At 64.9% G+C, this 16,041-nt stretch carries 14 protein-coding genes; 2 read left to right on the top strand and 12 right to left on the bottom strand.

Translation table 11 applies throughout. The features are described 5' to 3' along the window. Window positions 1–121: 121 nt before the first annotated feature. The 4 genes from proS to NP825_RS07240 form a co-directional block, all read right to left on the bottom strand. Window positions 122–1,648, bottom strand: coding sequence for a proline--tRNA ligase (gene proS, locus NP825_RS07255; protein WP_257549902.1), 1,527 nt, complete (start codon window positions 1,646–1,648; stop codon window positions 122–124). 41 nt (window positions 1,649–1,689) lie between these two features. Continuing rightward, entirely contained in the window at window positions 1,690–2,229 is a 540-nt protein-coding gene (gene phaR, locus NP825_RS07250; RefSeq protein WP_257549900.1) for a polyhydroxyalkanoate synthesis repressor PhaR, read from the bottom strand. A gap of 119 nt (window positions 2,230–2,348) precedes the next feature. Then, on the bottom strand, window positions 2,349–3,392 hold the full coding sequence (gene alr / locus NP825_RS07245) for an alanine racemase (RefSeq protein WP_257549898.1): 1,044 nt from the start codon (window positions 3,390–3,392) through the stop codon (window positions 2,349–2,351). A gap of 40 nt (window positions 3,393–3,432) precedes the next feature. Next, window positions 3,433–5,061 (bottom strand): MFS transporter, encoded by a 1,629-nt coding sequence (locus tag NP825_RS07240; protein WP_257549895.1) that lies wholly within the window; start codon window positions 5,059–5,061, stop codon window positions 3,433–3,435. Window positions 5,062–5,166: 105 nt separating this feature from the next. Between NP825_RS07240 and NP825_RS07235 the strand changes: the two genes are divergently transcribed. Both NP825_RS07235 and NP825_RS07230 read left to right on the top strand, forming a co-directional pair. Next, a complete protein-coding gene (locus NP825_RS07235; RefSeq protein ID WP_257549893.1) occupies window positions 5,167–5,931 on the top strand; it encodes a cyclase family protein in 765 nt (254 codons plus the stop codon). A 320-nt stretch (window positions 5,932–6,251) separates the two neighbouring features. Then, the gene (locus NP825_RS07230) at window positions 6,252–7,772 is read left to right on the top strand and encodes a peptide MFS transporter (protein WP_257549890.1); all 1,521 of its coding nucleotides are present in this window, start codon (window positions 6,252–6,254) and stop codon (window positions 7,770–7,772) included. A gap of 141 nt (window positions 7,773–7,913) precedes the next feature. Here NP825_RS07230 and NP825_RS07225 read toward each other — a convergent pair whose 3' ends face one another. From NP825_RS07225 to scpA, 8 genes are all read right to left on the bottom strand, one after another. After that, window positions 7,914–8,285 carry a tRNA-binding protein gene (locus tag NP825_RS07225; protein WP_257549889.1) on the bottom strand — a complete coding sequence of 124 codons (372 nt, stop codon included), beginning with the start codon at window positions 8,283–8,285 and terminating at the stop codon, window positions 7,914–7,916. A gap of 91 nt (window positions 8,286–8,376) precedes the next feature. Next, a complete protein-coding gene (locus NP825_RS07220; RefSeq protein WP_257549888.1) occupies window positions 8,377–10,398 on the bottom strand; it encodes an acetyl/propionyl/methylcrotonyl-CoA carboxylase subunit alpha in 2,022 nt (673 codons plus the stop codon). After that, complete coding sequence (locus NP825_RS07215; protein WP_257549887.1) at window positions 10,398–10,769, bottom strand: hypothetical protein; 372 nt, start codon at window positions 10,767–10,769, stop codon at window positions 10,398–10,400. Before NP825_RS07215 ends, NP825_RS07220 begins: the two co-directional genes overlap by 1 nt. After that, window positions 10,766–11,782: a biotin synthase BioB gene (gene bioB / locus NP825_RS07210; RefSeq protein WP_257549886.1), complete on the bottom strand. Its 1,017-nt coding sequence runs from the start codon at window positions 11,780–11,782 to the stop codon at window positions 10,766–10,768. The genes NP825_RS07215 and bioB overlap by 4 nt, the downstream gene beginning before the upstream one ends. Window positions 11,783–11,796: 14 nt before the next feature. Then, window positions 11,797–12,240 carry a hypothetical protein gene (locus tag NP825_RS07205; protein WP_257549885.1) on the bottom strand — a complete coding sequence of 148 codons (444 nt, stop codon included), beginning with the start codon at window positions 12,238–12,240 and terminating at the stop codon, window positions 11,797–11,799. After that, on the bottom strand, window positions 12,237–13,517 hold the full coding sequence (locus tag NP825_RS07200) for an O-acetylhomoserine aminocarboxypropyltransferase (protein ID WP_257549884.1): 1,281 nt from the start codon (window positions 13,515–13,517) through the stop codon (window positions 12,237–12,239). The genes NP825_RS07205 and NP825_RS07200 overlap by 4 nt, the downstream gene beginning before the upstream one ends. Continuing rightward, complete coding sequence (locus tag NP825_RS07195; protein WP_257549883.1) at window positions 13,514–13,879, bottom strand: hypothetical protein; 366 nt, start codon at window positions 13,877–13,879, stop codon at window positions 13,514–13,516. Before NP825_RS07195 ends, NP825_RS07200 begins: the two co-directional genes overlap by 4 nt. Then, on the bottom strand, window positions 13,876–16,023 hold the full coding sequence (gene scpA, locus NP825_RS07190; protein ID WP_257549882.1) for a methylmalonyl-CoA mutase: 2,148 nt from the start codon (window positions 16,021–16,023) through the stop codon (window positions 13,876–13,878). Before scpA ends, NP825_RS07195 begins: the two co-directional genes overlap by 4 nt. Window positions 16,024–16,041: the final 18 nt, after the last annotated feature.

Here is a 16,041-nt window from a genome sequence, read left to right as displayed (position 1 = left end):
GCTCGGGCCGACAGGCCCCTTTCTCGATCAAGCGATGCGCCTTGACGCGGCGTCAAAAGGGGAAAGCCGCTTCGCGGCAAGCACGATCTCTCCGCGTCTCCGCGCCTCCGCGTGAAATAAATCAATAGGTTCGTCCTATCAGCACGCGCTCGACCGCCGGCTTGCCGGTGAAGAAGCAGGCGCCATCCGCCGGTGCGGCGTCGAGGGGCGTGTTGCGCATCGTCAGCTTGAGCGCCTTGAGTGTCTCGACGATCCCTTCGAGCACGGAACCGGTCGGACGCGCCCATTGCACCTCGACCCAGCCCACGAACTTGTCGTCGCCGCCGAAATGCGCCGCGAGGTCGGTGACGTCACGGCGGATGTTCGAATGCAGCCGCTCTTTCGCCTCGGCATGAAGGTTCACCTGAATCTCTTCGAGCATCGCCACCGCTCCTGCGACGAAATCAGCCTTCGCGACGAAGGCCGTGTTCAGCTTGCCGCTCTCCTGATAGAGCCGGTCGCGGCGGATCACCGCGACATTGCCGCCGGCGACGTCGCGCGGGCCGATCTCCAATATGATCGGCGCGCCCTTCTTGACCCACCCCCAGCGCTTCGTCTGCGCCTTGTTGGCGGTCGCGTCGAGCAGCACGCGCACCGGCTCGCGGAAGGCATCGAGCGCCTTCAGCTCGCTTTCGAGGCCGCGGCAATAGTCGAGGATCGCGGCATCCTCCTCGTTGTCGCGCAGCATCGGCACGATGACGATCTGGTGCGGCGCGATGCGCGGCGGGCAGCGCAAACCATCGTCGTCGCCATGCGTCATGATCACGCCGCCGATCATCCGCGTCGAGGTGCCCCAGCTTGTCGTGTGGCAGAGGCTGTGGCCGCCTTCCTTGTCCTGATAGCGAATGTTCGCCGCCTCGGCGAAGCCGGTGCCGAGATAGTGCGAAGTGCCGGCCTGCAGCGCCTTGCCGTCCTGCATCATCGCCTCGATCGAATAGGTCGCCACGGCACCGGGGAAACGCTCATTTTCGGGCTTCTCGCCCGCGATCACCGGCATCGCGAGGACATCCTCGGCAAAGGCGCGATACATTTCGAGCGCGCGCAGCGTCTCCGCCATCGCGTCATCCTTGTCGGCATGCGCGGTATGCCCTTCCTGCCACAGAAATTCGCTCGTGCGCAGGAACATGCGCGTGCGCATTTCCCAACGGACGACATTGGCCCACTGGTTGACCTTCAGCGGCAGATCGCGCCAGCTCTGCACCCAGCGGCTCATCGCTGATCCGATCACCGTTTCGGACGTCGGGCGGACGATCAGCGGTTCCTCCAGCTTCGCCTCGGGATCGGGCACCAGCTTGCCCTTTCCGTCGGCGATCAGCCGGTGATGGGTAACGACCGCCATTTCCTTTGCGAACCCATCGACATGATCGGCTTCCTTCTCAAAGAAGCTCAAGGGGATGAAAAGCGGGAAATAGGCGTTCTGAACCCCGGCGTCCTTGATCGCGGCGTCCATCACGGTCTGGATGCGCTCCCAGATGCCATAGCCCCACGGCTTGATGACCATGCAGCCGCGCACTCCCGACTCCTCGGCGAGGTCGGCTTCGGCAATGACGTCCTGATACCAGGCCGCGAAGTCGGCCTGACGGGTTACGCTGAGCGCATGTTTGATCATCTGTCCTGTTTTCTGTGCTGGGAGCTGGAAAGAGCCCCGGATTATTTCTGTTTGGCGAGTTCGGCCTTGAGCTCGGCGATTTCCGCCTTAAGCGCGGCGATCTCGGCATCCTTGCCCTTGCCGGCGGCCGCACCTGGCATGAACGCGCCCGCGGCCTGCTGGAACATCTCGAAATTGCGGCGCGTCAGTTCGGCAAGCGGGTTCGATCCGAGCGCACCCTCGAAGGCGGCACGGACGTCCTGCTGGTTCTTGCGGAACGCGGTCATCGACGCTTCGAGATATTGCGGCACCATCGACTGCATCTTGTCGCCGTACAGGCCGATCAGGTGGCGCAGGAAATTGACCGGCAGCAGCGTCTCGCCGCGCGTTTCGGTATCCATGATGATCTGGGTCAGGACATTGTGCGTGATATCCTCGCCGCTCTTGGCATCGACGACGCGGAAATCGCGCCCGTCACGCACCATCGCGCCCAGATCGTCGAGCGTGATGTAGCAGCTGCGTTCGGTGTCATAGAGGCGCCGGTTGGCATATTTCTTGATGGTGACGACATCGCCGTCCGCGGCCGTCTTCGACTTTGCCATGCTGCCCTCTGCTCCTCATCGATCGCGACCGACCGCCACCGGTTGCTTCCCGGCCGCCGGACCTTAACACCAAAGATTGATGCGCCGCAACATGCGAGGCCCGCAAGTTCGGGTCGTTCTCAAATCCAGTGCCGCTCGAACCGCTTCCCCAGTCCCGTCAGCAACTCATATTGCGACAAGCCGCTACGCGCCGCGGTCGATGGCAGTTCGTAGTCGAGCGCCAGCCAGTCGCCCTCGGCCAAGCCGTCGGCGGCGCTGGCGTCGAAGGCGACCAGATCCATCGACACACGGCCGACGAGCGGCAGGTCGCGCGCCTGCCACGCCGCGCCGCCCTGCCCGGCGTGGCAGCGCAGATAGCCGTCGGCGTAGCCCATATTGGCGATCGCGATGCGGCTGTCGACCGGCGCGATCCAGGTCGCGCCATAGCCGACGGGCTCACCCGCGCGCACGTCGCGTATCTGAAGTACCCGCGCCTCGGGAAAGGCGACCTGGCGGATATGCCCCGCGGCCTCGCGGCGCGGTACGCCGCCATAGAGTGCCAGTCCGGGACGCGTCAGGTCGAAGCCGTAATCGGAGCCGAGGCAGATGCCCGCGCTGTTCGCGAGGCTGTAGCGCCGCGCCGGAACGGCCTGGCGCACGGCGCGGAAGGTCGCGAGTTGCCGTGCATTCTGCTCGCTGTCCTCGTCCGCCGACGCAAGGTGGCTGAGCAAAGTGTCGATCGCCAACCCGTCCAGCGCGCCGCCAAGCGCTTCCTCGACCCGCAGGCCGAGGCGGTTCATGCCCGTGTCGACCATGACGTCGCACGGCCGCCCCTCGCCCGCCGCGCGCCAGCGCCGGACCTGTTCGACGCTGTTCAGGACTGGACGCACGGGCAGCGTCCGCGCGGCGACCATGTCGACCTCGCCCACGCCATGAAAGACCGACAGCGACACATCGCCGGCGAGCGGCATCAGCGCGGCGGCTTCGGCCCAGGTGGCGACGAAGAAGTCGCGGCAACCGGCGGCAGCGAGGTGTCGCATGACCTTCGCGGCACCGAGTCCATAGCCATCGGCCTTGATCGCCGCGCCGCACGCGCCGGGACTCCGCGCGGCTAGCCATTGCCAATTCTGGACGAGCGCGGCGGAATCGAGACGGAGACGGAGCGGAGAAGCGATGTCGATCATACCGCCGACCTATACGCCTTTGCGGACACCGCCAATGGGGTCAGCCGACGGCAGCCTTGTCCCATTGTCCCTCGACCGGCTCCTCGAGCATGAAGGCGGTGAGCAGGAAAGCAACGAGCACCACGCCCCAGGTGTACCAAAGGCCCGAATAGGCATTGCCCGTCTTGGCGACGATGAAACTCGCGATCAGCGGCAGGAAGCCGCCGAAATAGCCGCAGCCGAGATGATAGGGGATCGACAGCGACGAATAGCGGACGTGCGGCGGGAACATTTCGGAGAGGAGCGCGGCGACGGGGCCGTAGGTGAAGCCCGACAAGGCGCTCAATCCGAGCAGCGCGATGAGGATGACGGCAATGCCGAGCGCGCCGGGAACCTGCGGTTCGAAGCTGTAGCCCATTGCCTCGAGCGCCGGCTTGAGCAGCGCCGGGTCGTCGCTCGCGACCTGTTTGCCGCCGATATGGATCGCGACGCTGTCGAAGCCGCTGTCGCTCGCCGCGACCTTGTAGGGCACCCCCAGCTTCGTCAGTTCGCCCAGCGTCTTGCCGCACGCGGTCGCCTGTTCCTTGGCGAAGGGGTCGAAGCTGCACTGCGACCCGGTGACGACGACCGGCGCACGCGCCGCCGCCGCTTCGAGCACGGGATTGGCGACGCTGCCCATCCACCAGAACAGCGGGAAGAGCAGCACGAGCGTGACGCCATAGCCCCAGACGATCGGCTTCTTGCGCCCGATCCGGTCCGACAGGCGCCCCGCCAGCAGGAAAAAGCCCATGCCGAGCGCCGCCGCCGCACCGACGATGATCTCGGCGGCGGTCTCCTCGACCTTCATCGGCCCCTTGAGGAAGGAAAGGCCGGAGAACATCGCAGTGTACCAGATCACCGTCAGCCCCGCGGCGATCCCGATCATCGCGACGAGAATGCGCTTCGGATTGCCCGGATAGGTGAAGCTCTCCTTGAGCGGATTTTTCGCGAGTTCACCCTCGGCCTTCATCGCGCGGAACACCGGACTTTCCGACAGTTTGAGTCGCATCCACAGCGAAACGGCGAGCAGCACCAGCGAGAGGAGGAAGGGCACGCGCCAGCCCCAGCTTTCCCAGAGTGCGTCCGACATGACGGCCTTGCAACCGAGCACGACAATCAGGCTGAGCACGAAACCGCCGACGACGCTCGCCTGAATGAAGCTGGTGTAGAAACCGCGCTTTTCGGGCGGTGAATGCTCGGCGACGTAAATCGCGGCGCCGCCATATTCGCCGCCGAGCGCCAGCCCCTGGAGGATGCGCAGCGCTATGACGATGATCGGCGCCGCGATGCCGATCGTTGCCGCGGACGGGATCATGCCGACGCCCGCGGTCGCGATCCCCATCAGGGTGACGGTGATCAGAAAGGTATATTTGCGCCCGAGGCGGTCACCGAGGAAACCGAACAGCACCGCGCCGAGCGGCCGGAAACCGAACCCGACCGCGAACCCAGCCCAGACGAGCAGCACCTCGAGCGTCGCATTGTCACTGGGGAAAAACGCCTTGCCGATGATCGCCGCAAGCGTGCCGTAGATGAAGAAATCATACCATTCGAAAATCGTCCCCGCCGAAGAGGCGGCGATGACCAGGCGAATATCCTGCGCGGTCGGCTGATAGCCCGCGCCGTGATCGGCGACGGCGGCTGCGTCGGTCATATACTCTCCCCTGCCCCGGTTCGGGCTTTGCGCCATCTCTAACCCGCGCATGTCATCGCGCAAGCCTTCTTGGCGCGGCAGCATAACGGTGGCAGACTGGACCCCATGCAGTTCATCGACCTCTCGATCCCGATCACCAACGACGTCGTGTCCGACCCGCCGGTGATGCGTCCGCAGATCACCTACATGACCCACGAAAATACGTGGGAGCAGATCGCGATGTTCTTCCCCGGGCTGACGAAGGACGACCTTCCCGACGGCGAGGGCTGGGCGGTCGAGAGTCTGACGCTCAGCACCCACAACGGCACGCACATGGACGCGCCGTGGCATTTCCATTCGACGACCGACAGCGGCGCGAGTGCGGCGCCGAGCATCGACGAGGCGCCGCTCGACCTCTTCTTCCGCCCCGGCGTGAAGCTCGATTTCTCGGATCGCCCCGCGGGCCATGTCGTGAGCGGTGCCGAGGTCGAGGCCGAACTCGCACGCATCGGACACGCGCTCCAGCCGCTCGATATCGTGCTCGTCCAGTCGGGCGCGGTCTATGGCACCGATGCTTTCACCGACCAGGGCTGCGGCATGGGCGCCGAGGCGACGCTTTACCTGACGACACGCGGGGTGAAGGTCGTCGGCACCGACGCCTGGAGCTGGGATGCGCCGTTCAGCCACACCGCGCGGCGCTGGGCCGAGACGCGCGATCCGTCGATCATCTGGGAAGGCCACAAGGCGGGGCGGATCAAACCCTATTACCAGATCGAGAAGCTGACCAACCTCGCGGCGCTGCCGCCGACCGGCTGGACGCTCTCCTGCTTCCCGGTGAAGATCGAACGCGCGAGCGCGGGGTGGATCCGGGCGGTGGCGTTGGTGGAATAGCAGCGGGCTGGGGGTCGGCTTCGGGGTGGGGAGCGGACGTAGCCGATCCTCCCCGGCACGGGGAGGGGGACCATGCGAAGCATGGTGGAGGGGCACCCTCGGTTTACGCTTCGATCCAGAAAAGGCGCGCCATGACGCACCTGCCCCTCCACCACCTTCGGTGGTCCCCCTCCCCGTGCCGGGGAGGATCTTACGTCCGCAATCGTTCGCTTCTAGCCATTCCCTCGCCCCGAGTTCCGCCGTTCGTCGATTGCCGCTGGCAAGTTTCATCTGAAACCTTATGGATCGCCGCAACAAGACCGATCACCGGGGGACAATCCATGACCATCGCCGAAGCGACGCCTGATTTCGAGGCGGACCGCAGCGACCGCGCCTTTCTGGGCCATCCGAAAGGGCTCGGCTATCTCGCCTTCGTCGAGGGGTGCGAGCGCTTTTCCTATTATTCGATGCAGACATTGCTCGTGCTCTACATGGTCAAATATCTGCTGCTGCCCGAACATGCGGGCGGCGTGATCGGGCTCGAAGCGTTGCGCGGCTGGTATGGCGGGATCGACGGCCAGCCCTTCGCGTCGAAGATTTTCGGCGATTATACCTCGCTCGTCTATCTGACCCCGATCCTCGGCGGGCTAATCGCCGACCGCTGGCTCGGGCGGCGGACGACGCTGATCCTCGGCGGCCTGTTCATGGCGGCGGGGCATTTCCTGATGGCGTTCGAGGGCGCCTTCCTCTTCGCCCTGCTCGCGCTGATCGTCGGGGTCGGGCTGTTCAAGGGCAATATCGCGAGCCAGGTCGGCGAACTCTACGGGCCGAACGATCTCCGCCGCGCGATGGCGTTCCAGATCTTCTATATCGCAATCAACGTCAGCGTGATCGCCGCGCCGCTGATCTCGGGCACGCTCGGCGAAAAGGTCGGCTGGCACTGGGGTTTCGGCACCGCGGGCGTGGTGATGGTGCTCGGTCTGATCCTCTACATCATGGCGGGGCCGTGGTTGCCCGCGGATAATCGGCCCGTCCGGATCGCCGGAGCACAGGGCATGAGCCGCGCGACCATAGTCGCCTTGGTGCTGATAGCATCCGTAATCCTGCTTTTCATCGCAGCGCCTGCGCTCGGGTTCGATTACCGGCTCATCGAAGGTATCGCGGCAGCGGTCGCTCTCTATCTCGTTGCCAGCTGGATTTTGGGAATGGAGACGAGCGACCGCTTGCGCGTCCTCGCCGTCATCGTGCTGGTGCCGGTGATGGCGGTCGCGCTGCTCACCAATCAGGAAATCTTCAACGCCTATCTGGTCTGGGCCGACCAGCATTTCCAGCTCACCTTCTTCGGCACCACCCTGCCGACGAGTTGGATGATCACGATCGACGCCGCCGCCAGCTTCTCGATGCTCGCCGCGGTCGCCGCCTTCTATGTCTGGTACGGCAAGCGCCACCGCGAGCCCGACGAGCTTGGCAAGATGATCATCGGCAGCGTTTTTACCATCGCCGGCGGACTCTGCCTGGTCATGGCGGCGGCGACGCAGGGCGGCGGCAAGATCGGGCTGTTCTGGCCGGTGATGTTCCATTTGCTCAACAGCATCGGCTTTGCGCACATCCTGCCCGTGAGCCTCGCGCTCTTCACCAAGCTGGCGCCGAAGGCGCTCAACGCGACGATCGTCGGCATCTATTATCTCGCCTTCTTCGGCGCGAACAAGGTCGTCGGCGAGGTCGGCACCTGGTATTCGTCGATGCCGACGACCAGCTTCTGGCTGTTCCACGTCGCGACCGCTGCGGTCGGGCTGGTCGCGTTCATCCTGTTCAAGCTGTTCCTCGCGAAACGGCTGATGGGGGAAGCGGAGACGGCCTAGAGCCTGATCGTTTTTGCCTGAGTCGTCATCCCGGCGAAGGCCGGGATCTCGCCGGTGCGTCAGATCGAGACGGTGGGATCCCGGCCTTCGCCGGGATGACGAGATAAGGACGGTGGCGTTTCAGCCTAACCCAATCACGATTCAGAATAATCGCGATCCGTTCGGCACCGCACGGTCGGGCGCGAAGAGGATCACCTCGCCCGCCTCGTCCGCGAAGCCGAGCGTCAGCACCTCGGACATGAACTTGCCGATCTGGCGCGGCGGGAAATTGACCACCGCTGCGACCTGCCGCCCCGGCAAGTCTTCGAGGCCATAGCGCGCGACGATCTGCGCACTGCTCTTCTTCACGCCGATCGCCGGGCCGAAGTCGATCTTCAGCTTGAACGCCGGCTTGCGCGCCTCGGGAAAGAGTTCGGCCTCGACGATCGTGCCGATGCGGATGTCGACGCGGAGGAAATCGTCGAAGGCGATGGGGTCCGCAGCGGGGGCTGCGGCGTCGTGATTCAGGTGCATTCCAACTCTCCGTCATTCCCGCGCAGGCGGGAATCCAGCTTCCTCACTGCCTTAGCTGGATTCCCGCCTGCGCGGGAATGACGAAAGTGGGTTATTCCATCTCCAAAATCACCGCGTCGACCGCGAGACTATCACCCTGCGCAGCGTTGACCGTCTTCACCACGCCGGTCTTTTCGGCGCGGAGGATATTCTCCATCTTCATCGCCTCGACCGTCGCGAGCGGCTGCCCCGCCTCGACCGCGTCGCCTTCGCCGACGTGCAGCGCGACGAGTAGCCCCGGCATCGGGCAGATGAGGAACTTCGACAGATCGGGCGGCACCTTCTCGATCATGTGCGACGCGAGCGGCGCGACGTGCCACGGCAGCACGCGCACGTCGTGAATGGCCCCGCGCGTCGTCATCCGCCAGCCGGTGCGCGTCTTCGCCACCTTCACCGCCAGTTCGCTACCGTCGATCTCCGCGACCACCAGCCGGTCGCCCGGCGTATATTCGAGCGCGATGTCGATCTTTTCGCCATCGACCTTGATATGCTTGTGGCCGATCTTGACCTTGTGGTTCGCGCCGCCGATCGTCACCTGCCATTTGGCGGGCGGGTTGAGCCGGTCGCCGAGCTGGCCGTCGGTGCGCCGCGCGCGGTCGGCCTCGGCACTCGCCATGAAGCCCGCGATCGCCGCGAGCGCGCGCGTCACCGCTTCGTCGGTCGGCGCGCCGTGGAAGCCTTCCGGATATTCCTCGGCGATGAAGCCCGTCGTCAGCTCGCCCGAGCGGAAGCGCGGATGCTGCATGATCGCCGAGACGAAATCGATGTTATGGCCGAGCCCTTCGAGTTCGAAGCGGTCGAGCGCCGCCACCTGCAGGTCGGCCGCCTCGTCGCGCGTCTTGCCCCAGGTGATCAGCTTGGCGATCATCGGGTCGTAGAAGATCGACACCTCGCCACCGTCATAGACGCCGTCGTCGACGCGCACGCCGTCAATGCCGCGACGGCCGTTCTCCTCGCCGTCGTCGGTCCAGCCCGGCACCGGCGGCTTGTAGCGCGTCAGCCGCCCGGTCGAGGGCAGGAAGCCGCGATAGGGGTCTTCGGCATAGACGCGGTTCTCGATCGCCCAGCCGTCGATCTTGACGTCATCCTGCGTCATCGAGAGCTTCTCGCCCGCCGCGACGCGGATCATCTGTTCGACCAGGTCGATGCCGGTGATCGCTTCGGTCACCGGATGCTCGACCTGAAGCCGCGTGTTCATTTCGAGGAAATAGAAGCTCTCGCCCGTCGGATCGGCGCCCGAGACGATCAGTTCGACCGTGCCCGCGCTGTAATAGCCGACCGCCTTCGACAGCGCGACGCACTGCTCGCCCATCGCCTTGCGCATCTTTTCGGTGACGAAGGGCGACGGCGCTTCCTCGACCACCTTCTGGTGGCGGCGCTGGATCGAGCATTCGCGCTCGTTCAAATAGAGGATGTTACCGTGCTGGTCGCCGAGGATCTGGATTTCGATATGGCGCGGGTTGAGGATGAACTTCTCGATGAAGACGCGGTCGTCGCCGAAGCTGTTCAGCCCTTCGCGCTTGACGCTCTCGAACCCCTCGCGGACGTCCTTCTCGTCATAAGCAAGGCGCATCCCCTTGCCGCCGCCGCCCGCCGACGCCTTCATCATCACCGGATAGCCGATCTCGTTCGAAATCTCGACCGCATGCTCGGTGTCGCGGATTTCGCCGACGAAGCCGGGGACGACGTTGACGCCCGCTTCCTTGGCGAGCTTCTTCGACTCGATCTTGTCGCCCATCGCGGCGATCGCGTTCACCGGCGGGCCGATGAAGGCGATATTTTCCTTGGCCAGCGCCTCTGCGAAGCTGGTGCGCTCCGACAGGAAGCCATAGCCCGGGTGCACCGCCTCGGCGCCCGTCGCCTTGCAGGCTTCGATGATCCTGTCGGCGATCAGATAGGATTCGGACGCGGGCGACGGCCCGATATACACCGCTTCGTCGGCCATCCGCACGAAGGGCGCGCGCGCGTCGGCGTCCGAATAGACGGCAACGGTCGCGATGCCCATGCGGCGCGCGGTCTTGATGACGCGGCAAGCGATTTCGCCGCGATTGGCGATCAGGACTTTCTTGAACATCAGTTATCTTTCTTTGCGGGCTGCCATCTACCGGTGAGTTGGTACGTGCCATCCTCCCGCTTTTTTAAGCTAAGGCCCTCGAACAAGCCGGATGCGGGAATTTCCACCCCGCAATCGGGAAGACTTTCGGGCAAAATGTCCGGGTTCCAGCGAACAGGGTACGTCTTCTTGCGGGCGCCCTTTAGCGTCCTCGCCGGCACGATATGGCCTTCGCCGCGGACCTTGGAGTCAACGATGAAAGTGCCCTCGACGATAACGTCGCTGAACTTCCTGGTCGTTTCCAATGATGTTGGGATACATGCCACCGCTTCCGCCGCCGACAAATTTCCGGCGACCAACGCCGCAAGCCACAACACCCTGAGATTTTTCACTCCGCCGCCTCCATCCGCATCGGCTCTTCACTCACCATCGGCACGATCCCCAGCTTCGCGAACAGCGCCGCGTCGGCGCTGTCGCCGCGGTTGCCGGTGGTGAGCAGCTTGTCGCCGGTGAAGATGCTGTTCGCGCCCGCCATGAAGCAAAGCGCCTGCGTCGCTTCCGACATGCTCTCGCGCCCCGCCGACAGGCGGACCATCGATTTCGGCATGGTGATGCGCGCGACCGCGACGGTGCGGACGAATTCGATGTCGTCGACCTGCGCCAGCGGCGTGTCGGCGAGCATGTCGCCGAGCACGGTGCCCTTGATCGGGATCAGCGCGTTGACTGGTACGCTTTCGGGATGGCGTTCGAGCGTTGCGAGCGCGTGGACGAAGCCGACGCGGTCGGCGCGCGTCTCACCCATGCCGACGATCCCGCCCGAACAGACATTGATGCCCGCGTTGCGCACTTCCTCCAGCGTGTCGAGCCGATCCTGAAAGGTGCGCGTCGAGATGATGTTCGCGTAATTCTCCGGGCTCGTGTCGATATTGTGGTTATAATAATCGAGCCCCGCCACCGCGAGCGTCTGCGCCTGCTCCTTCGTCAGCATCCCAAGCGTCATGCAGGTTTCCATGCCCATCTGGCGCACGCCCTCGATCATCTCGACGATCGCGGGCATGTCGCGATCCTTGGGGTTGCGCCACGCCGCGCCCATGCAGAAACGCTGCGAGCCTGCATCCTTCGCCTCGGCCGCCGCCTGCAGCACCGCGCGCACGTCCATCAGCTTGGTCGCCTTGAGTCCCGTCTCGGCATGCGCCGACTGCGAGCAATAGCCGCAGTCCTCGGCGCAGCCGCCAGTCTTGATCGACAGCAGGGTGCAAAGCTGCACCTCGCCGCGCGCATGATGGCGGCGGTGGACGCCCTGCGCCTCCCACATCAGTTCGTCGAACGGCAGGTCGAACAGCGCGGCGATCTCTTCGCGCGTCCAGTCGGTGCGCGGCGCCTCGTCATCGATGGCAAAGTTCATGCTCGGTCCCTTCGTCATTTGCAGAAGCGCTGGCGCGCCGCGAGATAGAGTTGATAGGGCGGGGTTTCGCCGTAGAGCGGTTCGAACCTTTCCCCGGCCCACGCCTTGCGGTCGGCGAAGCGAACACGCACGACACGCCGGTTGGCCGCATCGCCGTAGGTTCCGACGTCATAGAGAATGAGGCCGATGTCCGCCTTCGCCTCAGCGCAGTTGAAGCTGATCAGCCCCTTGTTCACATATTTCTCGGCCGTCTCGACATAGACGTCGCGCCAGCCGCTGTCGGACTTTTCGAGGCGGCCGAACCAGGTCGTGTAATAGACGTCGTCGAGCTGCTGCGTGTAGAGCCGTTCGACCGTGACGCCCGGACGATATTCGCTCGGCTGCCCCGCGTCCTTCGCAAGTGCGGGCGACGCGGCGGCGAGGATCGCCAGCGCCACGAGGGCCGAACGCACGCTCACGCGGTCGCCTCCAGCGCCTGCGCCAGATCGGCGATGATGTCGTCGATATGTTCGATGCCCACCGACACGCGCACCACGTCGGGGCCGGCGCCGGTTTCGATCAGATCGGCCTCGGACAACTGGCTGTGCGTCGTCGAGGCGGGGTGGATGATCAGCGAGCGTGTGTCGCCGAGGTTGGCGAGATGACTGAACAGCTTGACCGACGAGACGAGCTTGACCCCAGCGTCGTAGCCGCCCTTGAGCCCGAAAGTGAACACCGCGCCGCCGCGGCCGCCGAGATAGCGTTTGGCGAGCGCATGATAGGGATCGTCCTCCAGCCCGGCATAGGAAACCCAATCGACCTTCGGGTGCGCGCGCAGCCATTTCGCAAGCGCCAGCGCATTGTCGCAATGCCGGTCCATGCGCAGCGCCAGCGTCTCCATGCCCGTCAACGCGAGGAACGCGTTCATCGGCGCGAGCGCCGGCCCGAGATCGCGCAGACCGAGCGTGCGCGCGGCGAGGATGAAGGCGAGCGGCCCGAACGCCTCGGTAAATTTGAGCCCGTGATAGGAGGCATTGGGTTCGCTCAGCGTCGGATATTTGCCGCCCTTCGCCCAATCGAACGATCCTGCATCGACGATCACCCCGCCGATCGCATTGCCGTGGCCGTTCAAAAATTTGGTCGTCGAATGCACCACGATGTCGGCGCCATGCTCGATCGGGCGGCACAGCATCGGGGTCGCCATCGTGTTGTCGACGATCAGCGGCACGCCCGCGTCGTGCGCGACCTTCGCGATCGCCTCGATATCCTGCACGACCCCGCCGGGGTTCGCGAGGCTTTCGATGAACACCGCGCGCGTCTGATCGGTGATCGCGGCGGCGACATTGCTCGCGTCGTCGGCATCGACGAAATGCGTCGTCCACGCCATCTTGCGAAAGCTCTGGCCGAGCTGGTTCTGCGACCCGCCATAGAGCTTGCGCGCCGCGACGATCTCGCAGCCCGGTTCCATCAGCGTGTGAAACGCGAGGAACTGCGCAGCGTGGCCCGACGCCACCGCCAGCGCCGCCTGCCCGCCCTCCAGCGCCGCGATTTTGCCTTCGAGCGCGCCGTTGGTCGGGTTCATGATCCGGGTGTAGATATTCCCGAACTCTTCCAGATTGAACAGGCGCGAGGCATGTTCGACGCTGTCGAAGACATAGGAGGAGGTCTGATAGATCGGGGTGATCCGCGCCTTGGTCGTCGGATCGGGCGCGGTCCCGGCGTGGATGGTCAGCGTTTCGGGCTTTTGTCCGGTCATGCGGGAAGGCCTTTCAGGAAAAGATAGAGAAATGCGCCAACGCCAAGCGACAGCGCGATCGGAGCGCCCACGCGATAGAAGGTCAGCCATTTGGCCTTGATCTCTCCCGTCGCCTTCTGGCGGACAATTTCACTCGTCCCGCTGAAGGCGAGCAACGCGGCGATGCCGACCAGCGCAACGACGGCGATCATCGACTCCTTGGAAGCCTTGGCCTCGCCAGCCGCTGTCGAGATCGCGAGCACCCCGCCGAGCGTCAGGATCGACAGCGAGGTCAGATGCTTGAAATAATCATAGAGATAGGCCGAGCTGTCGTGGAGTTCAGGCACAACCGCAACCTTCCCCTCGTCGATATCATCGCTCATGCAGCATCCTCCAGCGGCGGCATATTGTGGCCGAGCAGGCGCAGCACGTCGGCGGCGCATTCGACCACGTTGCTGCCCGGGCCATAGATGCCCTGCACGCCCGCGTCGCGGAGATAATCATAGTCCTGCGGCGGGATGACGCCGCCCGCGATCACCTTGATGTCGGTGCGCCCCGCCTCGCGCAGCTTGGCGATGAGTTCGGGGATCAGCGTCTTGTGCCCAGCCGCAAGGCTCGATGCGCCGACGACGTCGACGCCGCTATCCAGCGCGAGCACCACCGTTTCCTCGGGCGTCTGAAACAACGGCCCCGACACGACGTCGAAGCCCATGTCGCCGAAGGCCGAGGCGATGACGTTGGCGCCGCGGTCGTGCCCGTCCTGCCCCATCTTGGCGACGAGCAGCTTAGGCTTGCGCCCCATGCGCCGCTCGACCGCCGCGACGCCGTCGATCACCGCCTGCCAGCGCGGATCGCCCGCATAAGGCGCGGCATAGACGCCCTTCACCGGGGTCGGCTGGGTGCCGTAGCGGTCGAAGCTTTCTTCCATCGCCGACGAAATCTCGCCGAGCGTCGCACGGGCACGCGCAGCTTCAACGGCGTGCGCGAGCAGATTGTTCTCGATCGACTGCTCGCCCGCCGCCGCCTTGCGCAGCGCGTCGAGCGCCGCCTGGCACGCCGCCTCGTCGCGGCTCGCCTTCATCTTGTTGATCCGGGCGATCTGTGCCTCGCGGACCTTGGTATTGTCGACCTCGAGCGTTTCGAGCAGATCCTCGTTGGCGAGGCGATATTTGTTCACGCCGACGATGACGTCGTCGCCGCGGTCCACCCGCGCCTGCCGCGCCGCCGCCGCCGTCTCGATCATCGCCTTGGGCCAGCCGGCGGCGACGGCCTTCGCCATGCCGCCTTCCTTCTCGACGCGCTCGATGATCTCCCACGCCTTGTCGACCAGTTCCTGCGTCAGCGCCTCGACATAGTAGGAGCCGCCGAGCGGATCGACGACCTTGGTCATCCCGGTCTCTTCCTGGATGACGATCTGGGTGTTGCGCGCGATGCGGGCCGAGAAATCGGTCGGCAGCGCGATCGCCTCATCGAGTGCGTTGGTGTGCAGCGACTGGGTGCCACCCAGCATCGCCGCCATCGCCTCGATCGTCGTGCGCATGACATTGTTGTACGGGTCCTGCTCGGTCAGCGAGACGCCCGAGGTTTGGCAGTGGGTGCGCAGCATCTTCGACCGCTCGTCCTTGGCGCCGAGATTGGTCATTACGCGGTGCCACAGCACGCGCGCGGCGCGCAGCTTCGCGATCTCCATGAAGAAGTTCATGCCGATCGCGAAGAAGAAGGACAGGCGCCCCGCGAACTTGTCGATGTCGAGGCCCGAGGCGACGCCGTAGCGAACATATTCGGCGCCGTCGGCGATGGTGAAGGCGAGTTCCTGCACCTGCGTCGCCCCGGCTTCCTGCATATGATAGCCGGAGATGGAGATGCTGTTGAACTTCGGCATCTCGCGCGACGTATAGCCGAAGATATCGCTGATGATCCGCATCGAGGGTTCGGGCGGATAGATGTACGTGTTGCGGACCATGAACTCCTTGAGGATGTCGTTCTGAATGGTCCCGTCGAGCAATTTGCGCTCGACCCCCTGCTCCTCGCCCGCGACGATGAAGAAGGCGAGGATCGGGATCACCGCGCCGTTCATCGTCATGCTGACCGACATCTGGTCGAGCGGGATGCCGTCGAAGAGGATCTTCATATCCTCGACGCTGTCGATCGCCACGCCCGCCTTGCCGACGTCGCCGACGACGCGCGGATGGTCGCTGTCATAGCCGCGGTGGGTCGCCAGGTCGAAGGCGACGCTCAGCCCCTTCTGCCCTGCCGCGAGGTTGCGGCGATAGAAGGCGTTCGATTCCTCGGCGGTCGAGAAGCCCGCATATTGCCGGATCGTCCACGGCCGCCCCGCATACATCGACGCGCGCACCCCGCGCGTGAAGGGCGCGAAGCCGGGCAGGCCGGGGTCGGCGGTCACGTCCTCGGCCGTGTAGAGCGGCTTGACGTCGATCCCCTCGGGCGTCGCCCAGGTGAGATCCTTGCCCTTCACTTCCTTTTCGGCGGCGGCGGCCCATTGGTCGAGGGTCGGTTTGTCGGTCATAATCGTATCTCAACCTCA

This window comes from Sphingopyxis sp. DBS4, from assembly GCF_024628865.1.
Taxonomy (GTDB): domain Bacteria; phylum Pseudomonadota; class Alphaproteobacteria; order Sphingomonadales; family Sphingomonadaceae; genus Sphingopyxis.
This window is presented reverse-complemented; position numbering and strand designations above follow the sequence as displayed.